The organism is bacterium SCSIO 12741, from assembly GCA_024398055.1.
Lineage (GTDB): Bacteria > Bacteroidota > Bacteroidia > Flavobacteriales_G > Salibacteraceae > SCSIO-12741.
Genome location: CP073749.1, coordinates 3,239,178 through 3,260,070, shown reverse-complemented (window position 1 = coordinate 3,260,070; position 20,893 = coordinate 3,239,178). Strand labels below are relative to the sequence as shown.

General features: G+C 45.0%; 18 protein-coding genes. 13 read left to right on the top strand and 5 right to left on the bottom strand.

The features are described from left to right. Positions 1 to 2 precede the first annotated feature (2 nt). Both pdxH and KFE98_13890 read right to left on the bottom strand, forming a co-directional pair. A complete protein-coding gene (gene pdxH / locus KFE98_13895) occupies positions 3 to 647 on the bottom strand; it encodes a pyridoxamine 5'-phosphate oxidase (protein UTW64714.1) in 645 nt (214 codons plus the stop codon). Between the two features lie 6 nt (positions 648 to 653). After that, complete coding sequence (locus KFE98_13890; protein ID UTW61102.1) at positions 654 to 2,054, bottom strand: methyltransferase domain-containing protein; 1,401 nt, start codon at positions 2,052 to 2,054, stop codon at positions 654 to 656. Positions 2,055 to 2,621: 567 nt separating this feature from the next. Here KFE98_13890 and KFE98_13885 point away from each other — a divergent pair. The 8 genes from KFE98_13885 (at position 2,622) to KFE98_13850 (ending at position 14,293) form a co-directional block, all read left to right on the top strand. Then, positions 2,622 to 7,592, top strand: coding sequence for a gliding motility-associated C-terminal domain-containing protein (locus KFE98_13885; GenBank protein UTW61101.1), 4,971 nt, complete (start codon positions 2,622 to 2,624; stop codon positions 7,590 to 7,592). A gap of 383 nt (positions 7,593 to 7,975) precedes the next feature. After that, on the top strand, positions 7,976 to 8,275 hold the full coding sequence (locus KFE98_13880) for a hypothetical protein (protein UTW61100.1): 300 nt from the start codon (positions 7,976 to 7,978) through the stop codon (positions 8,273 to 8,275). Then, on the top strand, positions 8,275 to 10,146 hold the full coding sequence (mutL, locus tag KFE98_13875) for a DNA mismatch repair endonuclease MutL (GenBank protein ID UTW61099.1): 1,872 nt from the start codon (positions 8,275 to 8,277) through the stop codon (positions 10,144 to 10,146). Before KFE98_13880 ends, mutL begins: the two co-directional genes overlap by 1 nt. A 17-nt stretch (positions 10,147 to 10,163) precedes the next feature. Beyond that, positions 10,164 to 10,877, top strand: coding sequence for a rhomboid family intramembrane serine protease (locus KFE98_13870; protein ID UTW64713.1), 714 nt, complete (start codon positions 10,164 to 10,166; stop codon positions 10,875 to 10,877). A 1-nt stretch (position 10,878) separates the two neighbouring features. Further along, positions 10,879 to 11,760, top strand: coding sequence for a rhomboid family intramembrane serine protease (locus KFE98_13865; GenBank protein UTW61098.1), 882 nt, complete (start codon positions 10,879 to 10,881; stop codon positions 11,758 to 11,760). 9 nt (positions 11,761 to 11,769) lie between these two features. Then, complete coding sequence (locus KFE98_13860; GenBank protein UTW61097.1) at positions 11,770 to 12,855, top strand: endonuclease/exonuclease/phosphatase family protein; 1,086 nt, start codon at positions 11,770 to 11,772, stop codon at positions 12,853 to 12,855. A 16-nt stretch (positions 12,856 to 12,871) separates the two neighbouring features. After that, positions 12,872 to 13,525, top strand: a complete 654-nt coding sequence (locus KFE98_13855; protein UTW61096.1) for an ABC transporter ATP-binding protein — start codon at positions 12,872 to 12,874, stop codon at positions 13,523 to 13,525. After that, positions 13,526 to 14,293 carry a TIGR02757 family protein gene (locus KFE98_13850; protein ID UTW61095.1) on the top strand — a complete coding sequence of 256 codons (768 nt, stop codon included), beginning with the start codon at positions 13,526 to 13,528 and terminating at the stop codon, positions 14,291 to 14,293. A gap of 3 nt (positions 14,294 to 14,296) precedes the next feature. Here the strand turns inward: KFE98_13850 and KFE98_13845 are convergent, their stop codons facing one another. Then, a complete protein-coding gene (locus KFE98_13845) occupies positions 14,297 to 15,721 on the bottom strand; it encodes a toxin-antitoxin system YwqK family antitoxin (protein ID UTW61094.1) in 1,425 nt (474 codons plus the stop codon). Positions 15,722 to 15,813: 92 nt separating this feature from the next. Between KFE98_13845 and KFE98_13840 the strand changes: the two genes are divergently transcribed. The 5 genes from KFE98_13840 (at position 15,814) to KFE98_13820 (ending at position 18,764) form a co-directional block, all read left to right on the top strand. After that, complete coding sequence (locus KFE98_13840; GenBank protein ID UTW61093.1) at positions 15,814 to 16,398, top strand: DUF479 domain-containing protein; 585 nt, start codon at positions 15,814 to 15,816, stop codon at positions 16,396 to 16,398. A gap of 83 nt (positions 16,399 to 16,481) precedes the next feature. Further along, positions 16,482 to 17,153 carry a tRNA (5-methylaminomethyl-2-thiouridine)(34)-methyltransferase MnmD gene (gene mnmD, locus KFE98_13835; protein ID UTW61092.1) on the top strand — a complete coding sequence of 224 codons (672 nt, stop codon included), beginning with the start codon at positions 16,482 to 16,484 and terminating at the stop codon, positions 17,151 to 17,153. A 1-nt stretch (position 17,154) separates the two neighbouring features. Continuing rightward, entirely contained in the window at positions 17,155 to 17,613 is a 459-nt protein-coding gene (locus KFE98_13830; GenBank protein UTW61091.1) for an NUDIX domain-containing protein, read from the top strand. A 3-nt stretch (positions 17,614 to 17,616) separates the two neighbouring features. After that, positions 17,617 to 18,027, top strand: coding sequence for a hypothetical protein (locus tag KFE98_13825; GenBank protein UTW61090.1), 411 nt, complete (start codon positions 17,617 to 17,619; stop codon positions 18,025 to 18,027). A 128-nt stretch (positions 18,028 to 18,155) separates the two neighbouring features. Further along, the gene (locus KFE98_13820) at positions 18,156 to 18,764 is read left to right on the top strand and encodes a BamA/TamA family outer membrane protein (GenBank protein ID UTW61089.1); all 609 of its coding nucleotides are present in this window, start codon (positions 18,156 to 18,158) and stop codon (positions 18,762 to 18,764) included. Here the strand turns inward: KFE98_13820 and KFE98_13815 are convergent. Both KFE98_13815 and KFE98_13810 read right to left on the bottom strand, forming a co-directional pair. Further along, complete coding sequence (locus KFE98_13815) at positions 18,761 to 20,299, bottom strand: glycosyl hydrolase (protein ID UTW61088.1); 1,539 nt, start codon at positions 20,297 to 20,299, stop codon at positions 18,761 to 18,763. The two genes, KFE98_13820 and KFE98_13815, sit on opposite strands and share 4 nt — an antisense overlap. Positions 20,300 to 20,308: 9 nt before the next feature. Next, the gene (locus tag KFE98_13810) at positions 20,309 to 20,878 is read right to left on the bottom strand and encodes a hypothetical protein (protein UTW61087.1); all 570 of its coding nucleotides are present in this window, start codon (positions 20,876 to 20,878) and stop codon (positions 20,309 to 20,311) included. Between the last annotated feature and the right edge of the window lie 15 nt (positions 20,879 to 20,893).

Sequence of the window (20,893 nt, the reverse complement as noted above, 5' to 3'; positions counted from 1 at the left end):
AATTAGGGAGCTAAGCGCTTAAGGGTCCAGTTGGAAGCTTCTTCCAAGGTATACACCATCCGATCATGCAAGCGAGCAGGACGTCCCTGCCAAAACTCCATTCGATGAGGAACAACGAGATAACCTCCCCAATGTGGCGGACGAGGAACATCGTCACTAAACTTCTGACGAAATTCTTCAAGCCTATTCTTTAAGGTTTGTCGGGAAGCAATTTCCTGGCTTTGTTCAGAAGCCCAAGCTCCCAGCTTACTTTCTACAGGGCGAGCGTTGAAATAGGCATCTGATTCTTCCTCACTCAGTTTTTCAATTCTTCCGTTGACCCGAACCTGGCGCTCAAGCTCAGCATGAAAAAATAAAAGCGCAACCTGATGGTGCGACTCAACATCTTGCCCTTTCCGACTCAGGTAATTCGTATAAAAGCGAAGCCCTTTGTCATCCAATCCTCTTAAGTAAACCACCCTTGAAGTAGGTTCACCATTTGTTGACACCGTACTTACCGACATCGCATTGGGTTCCAACAATTGAGAATCCACCGCTTCGGTTATCCATTTCTCCAATTGGTTGATGGGATTATCCTCCACCGATTCAAGATCCAGACTTTGAGAGGCAAATTCGTGTCGAATTTGATTCAGGTAATTGTTAACCATTCCCATTTACTTCGGCTTTATTGCTTTAACAAACAAAGATCCTTCATTTTTGGTTTCGAGAACCATGCCTGATTTTTTGGCGTATCCAATATGCTTGATCCAGGCCACTTCAAATCCAACATCCTCTAAAGCACTACGAACTTCTTCTTCGGTAAAGTAATGCAGAAAGGCAACAGCCTCTCCTCCGGATTTCTTATAGAACACATCTCCACGCTCATATCCAAAGCGATGAAGGCTCTGCTCCCGGTAATAGGTATTAGCCCTACCGCCCCATTCATTTTTGTCTTCCAGATTGAAAACATCGAAGAAAACGGGTGCCCCTGGACGAATGGAGTTAAGTACTTTTTTCAGCGATCGCCTTCTCACTTCTGAGGATTCCAAATGACCAAAGGCATAAAGAAAAGTTGCGCCGTCGTATAATTCGCCGTTTAGATCTACTTCCAGCCAATCACCAACAAGAGTCTCAATACCCCGATTTTTTGCCACGTTGGCCATCTCGGCACTCAAGTCAACTCCAAGAACAGAGAAGTGAAATCCAACCTGTTCTCTTATCTCCGTAATTCGTCGGCCCGTGCCACATGCCAGGGCTAAGAAGTTTTGGGTATCAGAATGATTGATTCTAATTTCTCGGGCAATGAGTTCATTGATCTTTTCAGTGTACTTCCGGCGCATTTCATGTTGCAGATCAAAAAAGTCATACTGGTGAGCCTGTTCCGAATAATAGGCACTCAACCCCTTTCGAATGGCTTCGGATGCTGGCTTGGGAATTACCGGATGAATGTAGTGTGAAGAGGTTCTATACTCATCGAGAGCCAAAAACTTAAAGGCCTGTTCGGTGATCTTTTTAAAAGAACTCTCTGGTTCCACCCAGGAAGCCGTATTCGCCTGATCGTTTAATATACCTAAACGACAGTTTTCGAGGTCAAAGATTTTCATTCCCTCATAACTCTCCAGCGGAGGATAATAGAAATGAATGGTAACCGCACTTTCAGTAGAACTCGGATTGACCAATTTGTGGATTACTCCATCAGGTTCTTGAAGAAGCGCCCCGGGAATTCCTTCCGTCACCCTCCATTCCTTAAGCTGCCGATTTTCCAGGTGGTATTCATAGTTCTCCAACTTTCCTTGGACGACAGCTACAAAACCCCAAAAGCCTTGGTGCAGGTGGACCGCTGATTCCATTCCCGCCGGCCAATGAATTAGAACCGCCTCAAAGGGATTCATTTGAATGACTCGTTTGGAATAATTATCAGCCGCAGGATCGGGAGGTTCATACCCGGTAATATCTACTTGTGCGAAATCGATTTCCGTCAGCCAATCAAATACTTGATCGTACCCTTCTTGATAGGGCATCTCCTTGAGGGGGAGCTTATTAATTTTTTCTAATGCCTGAAGTACTCTTTTCATAGGTCCGGTATCGCTGCTAAACTAAAAAAATGCCTTCGGGTAGAAGGGATAAGTGAATTTTTTCTTGGTGCTCCCAAAAATTCGGGTTTTGTAAAAAACCGATCTCGTGCCATAAGAAAGCTCTTTCAATGGACGAAAAAACCAAACCCTTGCAATTACTTGATTTTCAGTTAATTACATTTCACAAAACGAGAACTCAAAATAATACATTCACCTCCCGGTTTGAGCAATTGGCCGTCTTCTACCCCTATTGTATAGCGTAGCTTTATCTCCGGAAAGCCAATAAACGAATCGTACTATGTCATTATCATCACCCATTAATTACAGGCGACCCTTGCTGTCGCTTTTTCTATTCATTGCTGGGACGCTGGCTTTTCAAAGCGCCCATGCTACTCACGTTTCTGGGGTAGTATTAAATTTAAGTATGTTGGTCCAGATACCGTTCCGGGAAGATACCTGTATTATATAGAAACAGCCGTTTTCCGCGATTGTTCTGGAGCCTCATATAACTACGCTACCGAAACGGTAACCTACCAATGTTCAAGCGGTGGCCCGTCTAACAATTTCGTGCTTAACCACCTACCCTTTGTAGCTCCCACACCCGTTCCTTTTGCAGGTCCATACCCAGGAGTACAATCTACCACTACCGGTGGAGTACAACTTGTAGCCGAGGAAGTATCGGATTTGTGTGACAATGTGCTAAATCCAGCCACTACGCCACGATCCAACTGCCGAAATGGTACCGCTCAAGGATACCTTCGATTCAAATATTTTGGTATTATTTCTTTAACTCAGTGTAATTACTGGGTGTTCGGCTATAAACCTCGTTGTTGTCGGAATACGGCTAACTCAAACACCAACTCGGGTAATATGTATGTAGAAACCCGATTTGACAACTTGAACTTCCCCCAAAACAGTGCACCTGATTTTGCGGATGAAGTAAAACCTATTCCTTCGGCTTGTGTGGGTAAACGCGTACTTTACGGTTTAGGAACAATTGATGGTGAGGGAGACAGCTTGGTTTATGAACTAACCTGCGCTATGCAAAACGAAACCACCTGTGTAAACTATACCGGTGCATTCACTGCCCAGGCCCCAGGCGCCAACTTTAGTCTAAACACCAGAACCGGATTGATCGATTTCACGCCTGCCTCCGCCGGAAAACGGGTGGTCGCCTTTTGGGTAAAAGAATACGAACGTTGTACGGGTCGCTGGAAGGCTCAAACCTTACGTGATGTTCAGTTCCGGGTGACGGCTTGTGCAAACAACATCCCAATTGATGTTTCGGGTGTCACCAATGTTACCGGTAAAACTGCTCAAAGGCTGTCCAAGTTTACGGTCCAGGTGTGTAATGGTGATACTATCACCTTTGAAGATACCATTGTTGATGCGGATGCAGCGGACACCCTTATTTTCGAATCCAACTACGATAAGGTAATGCCGAATTCCACCATGACAGTTACCCACTTGGCTCGAAACAAGGCCGTGGTCAAATTCAGCTGGGTGGCGAGCATAGGCCTGAATCCTGTAAAAACCTTCTATCTCGTATACAATGATGACCGATGTACCTATCCAGGTAATGGATTTTCGGTATTTGAAGTTCAAGTTCGAAATTCCACCTATGCAGGACCTGATTTAGCCGTATGTATGAATTTTGATACCGTAACCCTTGAGGCTTCGGGCGGCTATAGTTATAAATGGAATACCGTTTATGGAGATACCCTTGAATGGGGGGTCAATGCCTGGGGTGATACCAATGCGAGGGACACGAATAAAATCATACGATTCTTCCCGAAAAAGACAACCTACCTCGAAGTATGGTCAGATATGAAAGAGGGCTGTGTAAAGGCTTCGGCCTGTAAGGATCGAGATTCTGTTAAGATCGTTGCGGCCAAGAATTACAATGTGATCAAAACTTCGGATACCCTGATATGTTTTAGTGATAGCATAGCTAATCTGTTTATTGGTACCGATTCAACCCACTTCTCTTATACCTATGAATGGGATACGAATTCTACCCTGTCTGACGACACCATTCAAAATCCGATAGCCACTCCAATAACGAGTCAGTACTATCCATTTACCATTGTTTCGGATTCTGGATGTACCAAACGAGATTCGATATTCGTGGCCGTTACTCCACCTATGCCGGATAGTATTCTGGTCTCTGCCATGCCGAATCCAGCGTGTCCTGGTACACCTACGCAGATTTCACTATCCCTGGGGGCCATGCCATCCTCTTGTGGTACGACAACGAACTACTGTACCAGTTCTTTCTTGTACAGCACCAGTAACTCGACCGCAAACTCAACTGGTTCGGGTAGCACCGGTGCTTCAAACTGGCCTTGTCCTTATGGAGCTGGTCAGGTTAAGGCACGTCAACAGTTCCTATATACAGCTGCTGAATTGAATGCCATGGGAGTTACCGCCGGAATCATTGAATCCATCGGATTTAATGTGGTGAGCACCAATGGTGCCGGTTCCATTGCAGGGTACACCATCAAGCTCAAATGTTTGCCTGCTACCAAGACAACCTTGACCTCTTGGGAGCAAAATGCAGTAACGGTTTTCAACCCAAAAACGGTAAGTCCCGTTGCTGGTTGGAATACGCACCAGTTAGACAACAACTACAACTACGATGGAAACAGTTCTCTCTTGGTAGAAATCTGCTGGGACAACTCCTCGGGTGCTGCTTCTTCCAATGCGTCAGTGGCCTACGTTTCTACATTGGCACCAACTTGTTTGTCCGATTATGGAACCTTGTCTTCCTGTACCTCTCAAATGTTGAGTTTGAGTAACAACCTGAACCGCCCTACTCTTCAGGTGAACTATTGTGGATCTCGTGACCCCAAAGAGTTTACCTATAAGTGGACGCCTTCAGCAGGGTTGAACTTTGATACCTTGCAAAATCCAGAGGCTACCATCAACACTACTCAGACTTACAACGTATTGGTTACCGATACTTTCGATAAGTGTAGCGATACAGCTTCTATCAAAATCCTGGTTGCGGAATTGGAAATCGGAAACGATACTGCCATCTGTGCCGGAGATAGCTTCCAGCTTAATCCGACCTATTTCACAGGTTGTGGACAAAGTACCTTTAGCTGGACTCCAGCCTCTGCGTTTAGCGATCCAAGTATTCCAAATCCAAAGGTTTCTTTGACGCAAACTACGGTGCTCAAATTGACCTATACAGATACTTGTAGCTGTACCATCGTAGATAGTATTACGGTATTTGCCGATTCGGTTAAGGCCAATGGAGTGCTTACTGACCCGAATTGTCAAACCGGTCAGGGATCAATTGCCTTCTCTCCAACGGGTGGCGTTAAGCCCTACCAGTTTACCATTAATGGTGGTACCAGCTGGTCAACAGACAGCAACTTCACCAATCTTCCTATCGGAACCTACACCCTACAGGTAAAGGACAGCATGGGATGTGTAAGTGATACTTCGGTAGATGTACTGTACAACCAAGGAGCTCCTGTGATCGACTCTATCAATCTTCAAAACTTAGGCTGTTTCAACGACAGCTCAGGTCAAATCACAGTTCATGCTTCAGGTGGTGTTCAACCGTTGTCCTTCAGCATCGACTCTGGAGCGACATGGAGTAACTCTCCAAACTTTACCGGATTGAAAGCAGGCACCTACATCATTTTTGCTCGAGGTGCCAATGGTTGTAAGGCCTTCCCAGAGTTTGATACACTGACTCAACCCAACGCGATGCAATACTCCTTCTCTACTTTCATCGACAGCTGTTACAAGCAAGGTGATGGCTGGGCTGTAGCATCTGCTTCAGGTGGCACCGGACCATATAACTACAATTGGCAAGGTTCCTGGTCGGGTGCAACTCACCCACCTCAAGTAGTTCAGGATTCTGCTTTCACCAAGTTGTTTGCCTACAACGGTTACTCCATGGAAGTAAGCGATGCGAACGGATGTAAATTGGATACCACGTTTACCATTACGGAGGTCCCAGAACTGATTGTGGATTCCCTGGATTATGTAGCTCCAACTTGTTATGGATACGGAGATGCAGAACTACACATCAAGGGTAAAGGTGGAAACGGAATGTTCTTCTTTAGCCTGGATTCAGGATCCAATTACTACCCTCCAACTTCAGGTGCAGATTCTACCTACGCCATGTTGGATAGCTCGGTAACTAAGACCCATGTAGGTGCTAAAACTTACCAGGTGTTTGTACGTGACCAAAAGGGTTGTAAAGGAAACAAAGCCATTACGGTAACTGAACCACCATTGATGGTGTTGACTACTCCACAAGATTCTACAACGGTTTGTGTGTCTACTTGTGCTAAGTTGGAAGTGTTCTCCACCGGAGGAAACAGTCCACAGCACCAGTACCACTGGACTCCATCTGTGAGTTCAACCAATGTGGCTAATGTGTGTCCGGATGCAAATTCGATCTACTCGGTATATGCAACTGACAACCGCGGTTGTGCATCGAACGGACTTTTGATGAAGGTTAACTTGTTTGATTCCTTGTCCATCGAAATGCCAAATGACACCGCTATCTGTAAAGGATCCAACACTAAGCTCAAGGCTAAGGCCCTGGGTGGAAAAGGAGACGGATACAAATACTTGTGGCAACCATTCGTTGGCTTGTCTAATGCCTTCATTGCACAGCCGAATGCTTCTCCTGAGAAAACCACTACTTACTACTTGATGTTAAGCGATGAGTGTGGTACACCAGAAGTAATGGATAGTGTGACTATCGCTGTTATGCCACAACCGGTGGTTGACTTTAGCTCTGATACAGCCGCTGGATGTCCTCCACTTACAGTAGGGTTCCAGAACCTGACCAATGCATCAGCAAAATGTGAATGGTCCTTCGGTGATGAAACCAGTGCTACTACCTGTAGAAGTGTTGACAAGACCTATACCCAGAGTGGTAAGTACGACGTGAAATTGGTGGTAACCAGTACCGATGGTTGTGTGGATTCCTTGGTAAGAAAGAACTACATGGACGTATACGAAGTGCCTACAGCATCCTTCAGCATGAGTCCTCAGCCTACTACTCTACTTGACACCAAAATCAAGTTTAAAGACGAATCTGATGGAAAACTCGTAGAATGGCGCTGGAACTTCGCAGGATTGGATACTTCCATGACTCAGAACGCACGTTTCACTTTCCCTGAAGAGGAAGCAGGCAAATACCCTGTTCGCTTGGATGTGGTCAACAATCTGGGTTGTGAAGATGACACCATCATGTACATCACCATTAGACCTGACTTTACCATCTATGTGCCAACGAGCTTCACGCCTAATGGCGATGGTAAAAACGATACCTGGAAACCGGTTGGTACAGGATTTGAATTGGATTTCTACCACGTAATGGTTTATGACCGTTGGGGTGGATTGGTATTCGAATCCAGAGACTACAATGAATCTTGGGATGGAACCGTTGGTAAGTCCGGCGAGTCTGCTCCAGTAGGCGTTTACACCTGGAAATTAATCACAGGTGATGCCAAAAACGAAAAGAATCGACACGAAGAGCTCGGTTCTCTTTCGATCCTGAAATAGTAAAGTAACCCCCCAGTTCGGATCTCCCACATCCGATATAACAAGTGCTCCCCTTTTTCCTGACGGAGGAAATTGGGGAGCCTTTTTTTGATAAGGCTTCAAGGTTCAATCCTCAAAATCAATCTTGAATCTTCAAAATTCAGAATTCAGAATTCAAGATTCCCTTCTTCTCCCCTCTCTCTCCTCGCTTCTCACTACTCGTTTCTCGCCACTCCCTTCTCACTACTCGCTTCTCGCTACTCACTACTCGCCCCTAAATCTGGTACGGTTCTTGAATTTTTTAAAGACGGGATACGGAGATTATCATTTTTAAACGTTTATTCCCTTCTCCGGTAAGCCCCCTGTGAATTCAAAGTATTTATTTTTGTAAAACTATTTGAGCTATGCGACATCGTTTTCCATCATTACTCAAAACTCCACGGCACCGAAGGTTTAATTACAAACCGATGTACTTCGACGAAGAACAAGAAGAAATTCGTCAACGTATCGAAGAAGCCAAAAGAAGGGTTGCTGCCGAAAATCGGCCTGCCGGGGATGTAGACTCGGAAACCGTTCGATTGAAACTGTCGGATGAATGGAGAAGAAAAAGCCGAAAATCGGCATCCCAGCAGTCAAACATGCGAGTGGCCATGATTGCCGGGTTATTGTTTATCCTGTTCTACTTCTACCTTTTTGTCCTTTAATGAATGACGTGATTAAACTCCTTCCCGATGCAGTCGCCAACCAAATTGCAGCGGGTGAAGTAGTTCAAAGACCAGCCTCGGTGGTAAAAGAATTAATGGAAAATGCCATCGATGCGGGTGCCGACCAGATTACCGTGGTCATTAAAAATGCCGGTAAAAACCTCATCCAGGTTATTGACAATGGCTCGGGTATGTCTCCAACGGACCTTAGAATGTCTATTGAGCGCCACGCCACCTCCAAAATCAATGATGCTCAAGACCTGTTTCGAATTAGAACTATGGGATTTAGAGGCGAGGCTCTCGCTTCGATTACGGCTGTAGCCCAGTGCGAAATCAAATCCCGGCAAGCGGATACAGATATAGGAACCTGCCTGATGATTGATGGATCAGAAATCAAAAGCCAGGAACCCTGCAGCCACAATCAAGGAACATCGATCGCCGTTAAAAATCTTTTCTTCAACATACCGGCAAGGAGAAAGTTCCTCAAATCAAATAGTGTAGAAAGCAAACACATCATTGATCAATTTGAGCGGATTGCCCTGATCTATCCCGCTGTTCAATTCAGACTGTTTTCTGACGACAATGAACTTTTTCACCTCAACAAGGGAAACTACCGTCAACGGATCGTAGCCATTTTCGGAAAAAACTACAACGATCGTTTGGTACCCATGGCCGAGGAATCGAATATCATATCACTCGAAGGATTTATTGGAAAACCCGAGAATGCCCGAAAAACAAGAGGAGAGCAGTACTTTTTTGTGAACGATCGTTTCATCAAAAACAACTACCTGCATCACGCCGTAACTGCCGCATTCGACGAGTTGATACCCGAAAAATACCATCCCTCCTACTTCATCCGGTTTACCTGCGATCCGTCGTTCGTGGATATCAATATTCACCCAACCAAGACCGAGGTAAAATTTGAGGATGACAAATCGGTGTACGCCATTTTGCGATCATCGGTCAAGAAGGCATTGGGAGAACATAACATTGCCCCTACTCTCGACTTTAACCGGGAAACGGCCTTCGACGATTTGACCAATCGTACGGAAGTGGTACCTCCATCTATCACGGTTAATCCTGAATTTAATCCCTTTGAATCCAAATCTGCCAACACAAGTTTCGGTGGATCAAGTGGAGGTGGGTCGATGAGTATGCCCAAAAAGCAATCCATCGATAACTGGGAAACGCTTTACCCCGAAACCACCTTAACTCAGCAAGAGGTAGCTGGGATGCCTATGGAGGAAGAGGAAACTCGAATTACTCAAAAAGAGATTTCAGGGTTGGACCAAGAGAATCCTTTACAAACCGACAAAAAGTTTTTTCAGCTTCACAACCGGTACATTCTTTCGCAAATCAAATCGGGCGTTATGATCATTGATCAGCAACGGGCCCACGAAAGAATTCTGTTTGAACAATTTTTACACGCCCTGGCCCACCGTCAAGGCACTTCGCAGCAAAGCCTATTTCCTGTAACCCTGGAATACGCAGCTGGCGAAAGTGAATTAATCCGAGGATTTCTTCCTGAACTCAACCAATTGGGTTTTGACCTGGAAGAATTTGGAAAGAACACCTTTATCGTACGTGGAGTTCCCGCCGAACTCAGCGATCAGGATGCTCAGGAATTGCTGGATGGTATTTTGGAGAACTACCAACTCAATGCTCAGGAGCTTAAACTGGATGCCCGTGTAAATGTGGCATTTTCGTTAGCCCAAAAAGGTGCCATCAAACGAAACCGTCCTTTGGAGCCTACCGAAATTCAAAATCTTATTGACTCTCTGTTCGCCTGCGAGAATCCCTATGCCACCCCATCGGGTAAATTAGTGATTACTACGCTCTATATGGATGAACTCAACAAACGATTCGATTAATGTTTAATGTTGGAAGAATACCCCAAGTGGTTAAGAACCTGCTCATCATTAATGGCTTGTTTTTCCTTGCCACTTACGTCGTGCAACAGGTATATCATGAGAACCTGAATCAGGTTTTGGGTATGTACTATTTTGAATCTGAGTCTTTCCGCCCTTATCAGTTGGTGACGTATATGTTTATGCATGGAGGTCTCTATCACATTTTGACCAACATGTTTATGCTTTGGATGTTTGGAAGCAACATTGAAAACGTGTGGGGACCAAAACGATTTCTTACCTACTATTTGATCACCGGTGTTGGAGCTTCCCTATTTCATTTTGGAATTGATTTTTACCAGGTGAGCTCGGTTATGTCCAACTTGACCCCGGATATGATTGAGATCGTTAAATCGGAAGGAGCTAATGTTCTTCAGCAAGGCATGAATTATAACAATCCCGATATGGCTGAATTGAACCAGTTGCTCAATGTACCTCTGGTAGGAGCTTCAGGAGCTGTTTTTGGTATTCTACTTGCCTTTGGAATGCTTTTCCCAAATTTGAGAATCATTCCTCTATTTTTCCCCATCCCCATCAAGGCCAAGTACATGGTGATGTTTTTCGGAGCTTTCGAATTGTACGTTGCTTTCCAAAACTCACCTGGCGATAACATTGCTCACTTTGCGCACCTGGGAGGAATGTTATTCGGATATTTGTTGATTAAATACTGGAAGGCGGATACGCCGATCTATTAGTATGGCAAACTTTATATTGGATGACTTAAAGAGTATTGTTCAGGCGAGAAATCCTCTGCATCGCGTCATTCTATATACCACCATCATCTTTTTGGTCCAACGGCTTATCCAGGACTTTGTACCTGTGGTAGAATGGTTGGCCCTGCCCGGAAACATTGGCACCTACATCACTCGTCCCTGGACCTTGGTCACCTACATGTTTCTTCATGGTAGTTTTACCCATTGGTTCTTCAACATGTTGGTCCTTTACATATTTGGTAGGATCATGCTGGAGTTTCAAGGATCGAGAAGATTTGTAGCCGTCTACTTCATGAGTGGAATTGCGGGCGGATTGTTCTTTCTCGTCGCCTATGGATTGATGGTAGTGACCGATAGCAACCTCATGGGTTCCTGGCTACTGGGAGCTTCTGCCGGAGTTACAGGCGTTATGGTTGCCATTACTTTTTTGGTTCCGAATTACCCCGTAAGACTGCTCTTATTTGGCGAAGTTCCAATCAAATACATTGCCCTTGTCCTATTTATCACATCCACGGTTATGGATTTCTCCATCAACACGGGAGGGAAGCTGGCCCATATTGGTGGTGCAGTAATGGGTTATGTCTTTATTAGAAACCTGCAACGAGGTACTGATCTAACCCTAACCTTCAATTCGGTGATCGATCGTTTTATGGGACTATTTACCAAGCGACGCCGAATGCGTGTGGTCAAAAATGATGGCCGCGCACAACGCCGAACTCCCCCTCGTCAAAGAGCGGCGGAACCAGATGCTGGATTTGACCAAAAACGTGTAGATTCGATCCTTGATAAAATTTTGCAGTCAGGGTACGATTCTTTGACTGAAGAGGAAAAAGAATTTCTGTTTAAATCCAGTAACAAAAAGTAATACTCGATTTTGAAAACCCTTGACCGCGTTGCGTATGTTCTGAACTATGTCTTTGCCATAGCTCTGGTCCTTTCCTACATATCTCCTTACGTACGTCCGGGAGATCTTTGGTTCATTTCTCTGTTTGGTTTGCTCTACCCGGTGTGGTTGGCAATCAATATCATCTTTATCATTTACTGGGCTTTTCGATTGAAAAACCGCTTCTTTCTATCCATTTTGGTGATCGCTGCGGGCTACTTTCATTTCAACAAATTCTTTCAGTTTCAGGAACAACCAGAATACCCTCCGGTAGAGTCCATCCGTTTTTATTCGCACAACCTCAAAGCCTTTGGTCTAAACGGACCTGAATTTCAAACCGAGGATGGCGAAAAGATTTTCCGCTACCTGGATCAACATCTATTTGATGTTTACTGCTTTCAGGAATTCTTCGATACGGATAGAAAAGACTTCTCGCCTTACGATTCCATCAAAAAGGTGACCCATGCCAAATATCGCCATGTAGAATACCTGCCCGAATTCCGCGGCAATAAGTTTGGTCTGGCCACTTTGAGTCAGTACCCCATTGTGGAGAAGGGCATGGTGGAATTTGAACGAGAGGGCACCAACATGTGCATCTACACGGATATCGATTTTGATGGTACGGTAGTCCGTGTTTACAACATGCACTTGCAGTCCGTTCACCTTAAACCAGATGACTACGAGTTTCTTCGAAACCCTCAGAATTCAGAAAGCCCAACGGAAGAAACCAAAGGATTAATATCCCGATTGGTTAAAGCCTACGAAAAACGCGAAGAACAAACCTACACGATCGAAGAGCACATGGAACAGTGTCCCTACCCCATCATTGTATGCGGTGATTTTAACGACACTCCCCTATCTCATGCCTACGAAATGATTCGGGCGGGCGGAAACCTAAAAGATGCTTTTCAGGAAAATGGCAGCGGTTTAGGTAGTACCTACAATGGTATGCTTCCCATTCTTCGCATCGACTACATGTTCTACAGTCCTCAAATTGAAAACCACTATTTCGAAATCGTACATGAAGACCTTTCCGATCACTATCCATTGATTGGCTATTTTAGTCTTCCTGAATAAATCCATTTCCCCGCTCTTGATCACAGCTAAAAAAATTACCAAGTCCTACGGAAACCTTCAAGTATTGAAGGGTATTGACCTGCATATTGATCAAGGAGAAGTGGTGAGTATTGTTGGAGCATCGGGAGCCGGAAAAACAACTTTACTTCAGATTCTTGGCACATTGGATTTACCCGATACGGGGGTACTTCAAATAAACCAGGCAGAAGTTAATCGTTTGGATCCAAATGCCCTTTCACGGTTTCGGAACAAGCATATTGGTTTTGTTTTTCAGTTTCATCAATTGTTACCCGAGTTTACTGCATTGGAGAATGTTTGCATCCCCGCTTATATAGCCGGAACGGGTAAAGCCGAAGCCCGTGAACAAGCGCTCAAGCATCTTGAATTTTTAGGGCTTTCACACCGCCTCGATCACAAACCGGCAGAACTATCCGGGGGAGAACAACAGCGGGTTGCTGTAGCACGAGCTCTGGTCAATCAGCCGGCTGTCATCCTGGCCGATGAACCCTCTGGAAACTTGGATTCGAAAAGCAGTGAAGAATTGCACCAATTATTCTTTGACCTGAGAAAAGCTTACAACCAAACCTTCGTCATCGTTACCCACAACCGCGAATTGGCCGACATGGCAGATCGAAAGCTCACCTTGTCTGACGGAATGATCGTGGAATAAATGGGAAGCAGCCTATCCACCCAAGACCTTCGGGAATTTCTGGACGAAAAGTACGATCTGTACAACCGAAACAGCTTTATTGAAACGGACCCCATTAGCATTCCCCATCAGTTTTCGAAAAAGGAAGACATTGAAATTGCCGGATTCCTGGCCGCCTCATTGGCTTGGGGACAGCGCAAAACCATCATCCAAAAATCCAATTTGTTGATCGACTTGATGGATCGTACTCCCTACGACTTTGTCCTGCATGCCGAAGACCGTGACTTACTCCAATTCGAAAAGTTTGTTCACCGTACTTTTCAGGGAGAAGATGCCGTAACCTTTGTTCGTGCCTTGCAACACATTTACCAGAATCACGGTGGATTGGAATCCGTTTTCAGTGCTCGACAAGGAGCCTATGAGGCCATCAATCATTTTCGGGAAGTATTTTTGGGTCCACCTCACCCCAAAAGAAGTGAAAAGCACTTGAGTTCACCAGCCAAGGGTTCTTCTTCCAAAAGACTCAATATGTACCTACGCTGGATGGTTAGGAACGACAAACGCGGAGTTGATTTTGGAATTTGGCCTTCCTTCGATACCGCTGAATTGATGCTCCCCTTAGATGTTCACACGGGAAATGTAGGAAGGAAATTGGGACTACTTCAACGGAAAGCAAACGATTGGAAAGCCGTGGCAGAAATCACAGATAACTTAAGAAAACTGGATGCTAAAGATCCAGTCAAGTACGACTTCGCTCTATTTGGACTGGGAGCTTTCGAGGGATTCTAAATCCTACTTAATCCTACCAATAGGCTCCGGAAGAATACAAAGCCCCTTGTAGCAGCCTTGGCTTTTATCATGAACAAAGCGGATAACAAAATCGGCACGGCAATCATCCATTGCTCCTTGCTCCACCTGCTTGTACACTTCCCCGTTCATAAAGTCATCTTGAAGAAATCCACATAGCACTTCCTCTAAGTACATTTGGTAGGTCCATTCCGAAGCAATCATTCCATTAAGAAAACGTCCTTTTAGCCTGGAGGTACCATCTTCGTTGTATTGATTGTAAACACCATGCGGCCGTCCATTCTCCACAAACCAAGTGCTGTGCAACTGACCCGTTGTGTAGTACTGAGATTGCTTCTCGTTTTGCTTACCGTTTTTAAAGTTTCTTTCACTCTTGAGATTACCATCCGGATAGTAGGCCTTGCATACCCCTTCCTTGACTCCCTTTTTAAACGTTCCCTTTTCGCGTAACGAACCGTCTTCAAAATATAAGGAGTACGAGCCGTCGGGTATTCCTTTGCTGTACGAAAACTCCGCCAAAACCTTTCCTTTTTTGCTATAGGTCCAAGTGCCATTTCGCTCACCATTCTTGTAGGAGCCATTAACCAGCTTAGATTTTACACGGTTCTTTTTTACCGGAAGGTTTTGCCCTCTCATTTCAATAAGGGTTCGGTAAATTGGGGCATCCATTTCGTTGTGAAAAGGATCGTTGATACGAATGTCTGGGTAACCACTCGGCATTACCAAAACCTCACTTCGTTCCAGATCCCAACTTCTCAACCATTTATCGATGGATACAAAGCCGTCTCCTTTCTTCACCTGAAAGCGATTGATTAACTTAGGGTCCATGGTTACGATATCGACCCAAATCGCTGGTCTATCTGCCTTGGGATCGTTGGCATCATAAATTCCATAAGAACGAATAAAAGAACGCAACTGATAATTGGTTGTATCCATATACCACCATTCATACAGGACCATCTTACGGCTGTTTAGCAAGTCGCAGGTATCCTTAATGCTATCCCTTTCGTTTAAGGTTAGGGCTCGAATTCGGCGATGATCTTTGTAATAAGCGCCATAGTTATCACCCAGATAGAGCAAGGCTTCCATCAGATTTACCGTATCGCCGGCTTCAAAAATCAATTCGTATTTGGATTGATTGATCGGATCATCAAAATCGATTACACTAAATGTTTCAACGTTGTAACTGCGTGCATCATGAAACACAGCATCGTTGAATCGAAGAGCGTCGTCTACGTAGTATTCATCGATCCCCACTTTGAGCGCGCCACCGATTCCACTCCACAAAAAAGAGTTCAGGCCATTGTTGTAATAAGCCCATAATTCGTCTTCATACTGTTTTTCAAGCAGCTGTGATTGCCCTTGAAAAGCAATCAAAAAGGCCGCCATCGTCATTACCCATTTAATCATACCGCAAATGTAAGAGTCGATTTGCAAAAGTTAAGCCGCAATTTGACAGATCGGAAACATATTTACCAAACTGGAACCGTATCTTAGCAAAAGTGAATCACCTTGCCCATATATACTTGTCAGGAGATGACGACGATATCATCGTTGGCAATTACATCGCTGATTTTGTAAAAGGCAAAAAGATTTATGACTACTCTTCGGGCGTTCAGAAGGGCATAGTACTTCACCGCGCCATTGATTCCTATACCGACAGTCATCCATTGGTGAAGAACAGCGTGAGCCGCGTAAGAAACTCGCTTGGCAAGTTTGCAGGAATCGCGGTTGACGTCTACTACGATCATTTTTTAGCGATCCATTGGTCCGATTATCACAAAGAAAATTTGGAGGATTATGCCCAGGACATTTATGCCCTGTTACAAGCGAGATACCCCGAGCTTCCCCAATACGCACAAAGGTTCTTTCAGTTCATGATCCAACACAACATCTTGGTCAATTACGGTCGGAAGGATGCCTTACGCAACGTCTTTTATGGATTATCTCAACGTACTCGATTTCCTTCTCAATTGGCCAACTCCGTAGATTATCTAAATGAAAACTACGAAGGGCTTTATGAAGATTTCAAAGCTTTCTTTCAAGATCTAATTCAATTTTCGGAAGAACGAAGACTGGAGCTTTAGGCGGTAAAATGGGTTTCATGTAATTACTTTGCAGCACTTTTGTGCCGATCAAAAATTTATCGTCTTAATACACCCCACTGAATATGCCCTTGGAAATCATTGAATCAGGTGATGGCTCTCATTCACTCTACCACACAGAGTTGGACGAAACCTACCATTCCAGGCACGGATCTATTCAGGAAGCCCTTCACGTTTTCCTAAAAAGCGGGTTAGATGAATTGGCCTCGTTGAAGGAGGTTCGAATTTTTGAAATGGGCTTTGGCACCGGACTCAATGCCCTACTCACTGCCAGAGAAGCTCCTAAGAGGGATCAGCAAATTACCTACTTTGGCTTAGAGCGGTACCCCGTGGAAGAATCGATTTGGCAAAAGCTGAATTACACCGAACAACTGGAAGAACCAGAATTAAGTTCGGTGTTTGAAAACCTACACCAATCGAGTTGGGAGCAACCCGAAAGAATCAATAGCCACTTTATCCTTCAAAAGATGGAAGGTGATATTCGATCCATCTCTTTACCGGAACCAGGACACCTGATCTATTTTGATGCATTTGGTCCCCGGGTTCAACCGGAATTGTGGGATGCCACGGTGTTTGAAAGACTACTGGATTGGTTATTACCGGGTGGAATATTGGTGACCTACAGTTGTAAAGGAGATGTGAAACGAGCCTTAAAACAAGTAGGATTTGAAGTAGAAAAAATACCAGGACCTCCTGGGAAACGTGAAATGCTAAGAGCTCGTAAGCCCCAAAACTAACATGGAAGCACTCAGAGAATTCAACGTTCGTGTTTACGCTTTGTTTATCAATGATCAAAACCAGGTATTGGTATCGGATGAAATCATTCGAGGCAAGTACTTTACCAAATTTCCGGGCGGTGGATTGGAACTTGGAGAATCGCCCGTTGAATGCCTGCACCGCGAATGCCAGGAAGAAATGAACCAACCCATCGAAGTGCTGAATCATTTCCATACAACAGATCAGTTTGTCAGGTCTGCTTTTCGTCCATGGGAACAAGTTATCAGTATCTACCACCGCTGCAAAATCAAAGGGGATAACAAGTTCAAAACGAGTACCAAGCGATTCGATTTTGACCGGGCTATAACTGGGGATCAAGAAGCCTTTCGCTGGGCTGATATTTCAACCCTGGATGCTAAGGAATTTGAATTTCTCATTGACGCTCATGTGGTGGGATTGATCAAAAAACAATTCAGCTGATCCATGCGATTTTGGAGTATAGTATGGGTTCTTTGGATGGGCTTAACTCTCCTTCAAGTGGAAGGGTCTGCTCAATCTCCTACTTCTCCCCAAAATCAGAATAATCAAACCAGCGCTCTGTCCATAGATACGAGCCGGTTTAAACTCAATAAACCCAGAAAGTGGATTCTGCTTCCGTCGGTATATTACACTCCGGAAACAAGGTGGGCATTCGGCGCTATTGGCTTGGGATTTTTCCGGTTCAGCAAGGAGGATACCCTCTCTCCTATTTCCAATGTTGGCCTGTCCTTGGCTTACACCTTAAATGATCAAATTCTATTTTCCCTTCCCTTTAATCTATTCTTGAAGGGAGACCGTTACCGCATTCGGGGGAGTTTTCCTACTACCGCTACCCCTATTTCTTTGCTGGTGTAGGTAACGAATTTCCGCAAGGTTACAGCGAATTGTATCAAGCCAGTTTCCCTCGATTGGCACTCACCGCCACCCATCGGATTAAGAAACATTGGTACACGGGACCCCGGCTTTTTATTCAAAACACCACCATGGATGAAACCGAAGAAGGGGGTTGGCTCAGCTCCGGATTGATTCCGGGAGGAGAAGGTGGCGTTACCTCAGGCCTGGGTTGGGAGTTTCAGTGGGATCATCGCGACAAGGTATATGCTCCCTATAAGGGTCATTTTGTTCGATTGAGCATGCTCTTTTTCGATCCGGCCTTTGCCAGTGACTTTGCCTTCAATCACTTTACCCTGGATATGCGCAAATACTTCAACCTGGGCAACAATCATGTTTTGGCCTTTCAAGCTTATGGGGAATACAATTTTGGAGAAACCCCATTCAACCGAATGGCTCAGCTGGGTGGACAGATTATTATGCGTGGTTATAAAATTGGAACTTACCGCGATCAACACTTGATGGCCGGGCAAATAGAATACCGTACACCGATCTGGTATTTTGTAGGATTTACCGCTTTTTTAGGAAGTGGTGCTGTAGCTCGGAACTTTAATGATTTCCAAACCTCCAATTTTCGACCTACCTATGGTATGGGACTTCGATTGGCACTCAATCGCAAGGAACGCATCAACCTTAGACTTGATTACGCCCGTGGTGAATACGATGGTGAATTCTACCTCACTTTGATGGAATCTTTTTAGCGCTTCAGATGTAAGCTGCTACACTTGCTACCCTTTGCTGTTACCAACTCCAGGCGATATTTGCCTTCTGCCAATTCCATGGTTGGATTAAATGTCAATTCATGAACACCGGCCTCCAAGGACAAGCCCTGGTATACGGTGGAAACCCGATTCCCTTTTTTGTCTTTAATGTAGAGCGATACTTCTCCGGCTTCTTTGAGTTTTACTTTCACGGTATGAGCGGCATATACGGGTTCCTGATCATCAGGTACCTGTGCCGTTTTGGGCGACTGCGAATTCGGTTTGGCCGCCTCTTCATAAAGTGCTGTCCAAACACTGGTTTTCTTTTGATCCATCCGGGCCCAAATAGGTCTTACTCTTCCGTTGTGGGCAACCAGGTTATTGTAATCCCCAAAAAACACCCCATCCTCTGGAGTAAAAGGCTCCTGACTGATTCTTAGGTTTTGAAAGGTGTCTCCACCATCCTTGGATACGGCCAGGTAAACATCGGTTTGATGATCATCGTAATTCCTGCGGTCGTAAAAAACGCAATACACAAAACCGGTTACTTGATCTACCGCTAACCAAGTGAGAAACTGATGGCGTTCGGTCTGGTCGTCATTCACTTTTTTCAAAGCACTCCAGGTGTCACCGCCGTCATCGGAATACTTGAGCCAAATGTCTGTGTTGTTCAATCCATTGCGTTGATCACTCCAGTTGACATAAATACGACCCTGGTATTTTCCTCCGCTCAAATCACTGGTGGTGACAGGTAAACCATTGCAACGAGACAAACCCGGGACTTCATAATCCCAACCCGCCTTATACTCATCCACCAATATATCCTGATCCAGCCAGGTTTCTCCTCCGTCCAACGAACGATCGAATCGCAAACCAGCCGGTCCTGCCCAGGCTACATAAACCTCTCCGTTGGGCCCCATTGTGGGAACTGCTCCTTCGGTTGTTTCCGAACTATCCAGGCAATTTCCAGCTACCTGATTGATGCGCATTGGCTTACTCCAGGTCTCGCCTCTATCGTTGGATTTGGAAAATAGAATGACCGAAGAATCTTGAGGTGCTCTTGAATTGTAGCGATCGAATTGAGTCCAGGTAAGGTAAATGGCATTGGTGTTACGGTCCACAACTGCCCAATGTTTATCCTGAGCTCTTTTTTCATTCAATCCTGTAAAAGTTCCATTGGACCAAGTCTTTCCCTGATCATCAGATCGCTGGCATACAATACGATCAATCCAGGTTCCAAAAGGCGGGTTGGACAGGTGGAAATAATAAAAACTTCCTGCTGTATCCACCACAATTACCGGATCCCCCCAAACACCGAAGCTGGATTGCAAGTGCCCCATGGTCCAGGTTTTCCCACCGTCTCGACTGGTGTACAACTCATCCAAAACGGCCCCTGCTACCAAAACATCCGGATTATTGGGATCTAGGCAAATGGAGGGTTCTACCGACCGTTTGATTTGGCCGATCTTAACATTAGTGACTTGGGCCGAAAGCTGCGAGGCGAGCATCAGTCCCAGAAAAATCAGGATACGCATAGGGCAAATTTATATGCCTATTCGTTTCATCACCAGCTGATCAACCAGATTAAAGACCGTTAGTGGAAGTCTTGTGCGCCAAGCCATATCATTGAGCGAGCCGCCCATGAGGAAATATTGGTCGATGTTTTCCCGAGCAAATTCTTCTTGAACGTGCTCCCTAAAGTTGAGCATTGCGATCCATCCGTCCTCTAAATCCTCATACCACTCCTCGTAGTAGCAATCGTCGGAGGAATGAAAGTTGAGCACGTTTTCTCCGATCAGGATGAACTTGTTGATGCCCTCATACACCATGTGATCGATGATGTTTCGTTTGAGCGTCATAATATCGTTGTACAAGGTATCGTTCCACTCGCCCATCAATTCGAGAATGCAAAAACCCTTGTCATAATCGGCATAAAGAATCTTCATAAAAAGGGTGGTCGACCCCATGTTATCCCATTGAGGATGAATAACATGATCATAGATCCTATCCGTGAAGAAAAACTCCGAATACTCCTTCCCGTAGAAAGGCGAACGTTCATCCTCTTCAGCCGTGTAATAGCTGCGCCAGTTGTAATAGGGTTCCAGGTTATGCATAGACTTTACAAAATT